The sequence below is a fragment of the Thermoflexus sp. genome (assembly GCF_025055495.1).
In the GTDB taxonomy this organism is placed as follows: Bacteria; Chloroflexota; Anaerolineae; order Thermoflexales; family Thermoflexaceae; genus Thermoflexus.
Map to the genome: position 1 here is coordinate 1 of NZ_JANWXB010000418.1, position 2,427 is coordinate 2,427.

A 2,427-nucleotide genomic window follows, 5' to 3' on the forward strand; every position below is an offset into this window, starting at 1 on the left:
TCTACATCGAGACGTATAAGACGGCTGCTCCTCCGAACTCGCTGAACTGGGGCTTTGACGAAGCGCTTCGAAGCATGGCGGCGGGCGAGGCAGCTACCATGATCAGCTACAACTGGATGCTGCCTACCCTGAACAACCCGCAGGGGCCTGCCGGCCCCTTGGCGGGGAAGTTTGCCCTGTATGAAGTGCCCGGCGGCAAGGCGGTGCTCGGCGCATGGCATTGGGCGATCCCCCGCAATGCCCCCAACAAGGACGCCTCTTGGCGCTTTATCTCCTGGGTCACCTCGAAGCGGATCGAAAAGCAGCGGGTGATCCTGGGTGGGGCCCCGGTGCGGGTCAGCGCGATGAAGGACCCGGAGGTCTGGCAGAAGGGTTTCGGGCAGGGCTATTACGAGACCGTTCTGAAGATCCTGGAGGATGCTGAGCCTCTGGCTCGAGGTCCTAGGGCGGAGGAAATCATCCAGGTGGTGGGCACTGAGCTCAACGCAGCGGTGGCTGGGGAGAAGACGGCGGAGCAGGCGCTAAAGGACGCGGCGGCTCAGGTCCGTCGGATCCTCGGCCGGTGAAAGTGGGGCTCTCGTCGGGCGGCAGGGGCTACTGAGGGTGACTCCTGCCGCCCAGAGGATCTTCTCGACGGGAGGCGATGAGGATGGGTCGCCGGAATCGATGGCTGGGCCGTCGGATGGTGTTCCCGCTCCTCCTGCTATTGCTGGCCGTCCAGGGATATCCGATGGCCTTCGCTGCATATATCTCGTTACACGACTATCGCCTTACCGCCCTCCATCAGGTCCAGTGGATAGGGACTGCACAATATGTGGGGCTGCTAGAGAATCCTTCCTACTGGACGGCGATGCGGAACACGCTGATCTTCGTGTTCGGGGCAGTGGGGCTGGAGCTGTTGCTGGGGTTCCTGCTCGCCTACCTTCTCTGGCGGCCGGTGCCGGCCCAGAACGTCTTCCGGGCGGTCCTCCTGACTCCGATGTTCGTGACTCCCATCGCCGTGGGCCTGATGTTCCGGTTCCTGCTGAACAACCAGCTAGGGATTATTCCAGTCTGGTTGCGGGCCCTGGGCGTGGAGATCGACTGGTTCGGGCCGGATCTAGCCCTTTTTTCTCTCATTCTGATCGACGTCTGGCAGTGGACGCCGTTGATGGTGCTCCTTCTGTTAGCCGGGCTAGAGGCCATGCCCTCGGAGCCCTTTGAGGCCGCGCGGGTGGATGGCGCCTCAGAATTTCAGATCCTTCGGCACCTCACGATCCCGCTTCTCCGGCCGGTCATGCTGGCTGCTGTTCTTATCCGCATGCTGGATGCCTTCCGGGTGTTCGAGTATGTATATGCCATCACACGGGGAGGTCCAGGAGAGCGGACAGAGACCATTCTGTTTCACATTTATCGTGTGGGTTTCCTTTACTTTCGACTAGGAGAAGCAGCAGCGATGGCCTTCACCCTGGCGGTTGTGATTTTCATTCTGGTGGCGCTTCTTTTCCGCATCTTGCGGCGTCAGGAGGCGCTGGCATGACCGGGCTGGCTCGTAGCATCTCGGTAAGGATCACGCCCGCCCGGGAGGCGCTCCGCTGGAGGCGACGCTGGCCGATTCTTCTCCGGCTGGGAATGCTCGTGGTTGCTGCGATCGCTGTTCTCTTTCCCTTCCTGTGGGTTTTCATGGCCTCTCTGAAGCCGCCGGTGGAGTTGAGCCGCCCTTCGCTGTTCGGATTCGAGCCCACCGGGGTCAACTGGTCGGAGGTCTGGCTGGGCTCGCCCTTTGCCCGTTATTTCCTGAACAGCGTCATCGTAGGGGGGATCACCGTTGTGGTTTCCCTCATCGTTGGCGCGCCTGCCGCTTACGCCTTCTCCCGTTTCCGCACCGGAGGGATTGGGCTACGGTTTCTGATTTTAGCGGCTCAGATGATGCCGCCGGCTCTGTTCGTCATTCCCTTCTTTTTAATGGCCTACTATGTCGGTCTTTTAGACACGGTCTGGGCGGTGGCAATCGCTCATCTGACTTTCATTGCTCCTTTAGTGACATGGTTTCTGATCGGGTTTCTGGAGGATGTGCCTCGAGATCTGGAAGAGCAGGCGATGGTCGATGGCTGCACCCGGTGGCAGGCCTTTATGAAGGTAGTTCTGCCAGCCGCTCGCCCTGGCCTCGCTGCTGCGGGCCTCTTCGCTTTCATTATGTCTTGGAATGAAATGTTTTATGCTCTGATGCTGGCCGGAGGACATTCCAAGACGTTACCCGTCGCGATTGCAGGTTATTGGACTTTTCGAGGAGTAGATATGGGGAAAATGTCCGTGGCGATTACCTCCGCGGTGATCCCTGTGATGATCGCCTCCTTCTTTGTGCAGCGTTACTTGGTGCGGGGGTTGGGTGGGGGAGCCCTCAAGGGATAGGCTGGGCCGGTCAATCGCCGCTTACGCCATGGGCAA

The 2,427-nt window shown here is 60.1% G+C and carries 3 protein-coding genes; all 3 read left to right on the forward strand.

Features of this window, described 5'->3' with window-relative positions:
* The coding region (locus NZM16_RS13660) for an extracellular solute-binding protein (protein ID WP_295480902.1) at positions 1-566 on the forward strand (566 nt) is incomplete at its 5' end.
* 83 nt (positions 567-649) lie between these two features.
* The gene (locus NZM16_RS13665) at positions 650-1,519 is read left to right on the forward strand and encodes a carbohydrate ABC transporter permease (RefSeq protein ID WP_295480904.1); all 870 of its coding nucleotides are present in this window, start codon (positions 650-652) and stop codon (positions 1,517-1,519) included.
* A 92-nt stretch (positions 1,520-1,611) separates the two neighbouring features.
* Positions 1,612-2,391, forward strand: coding sequence for a carbohydrate ABC transporter permease (locus tag NZM16_RS13670; RefSeq protein WP_367281035.1), 780 nt, complete (start codon positions 1,612-1,614; stop codon positions 2,389-2,391).
* The last annotated feature ends 36 nt before the right edge of the window (positions 2,392-2,427 follow it).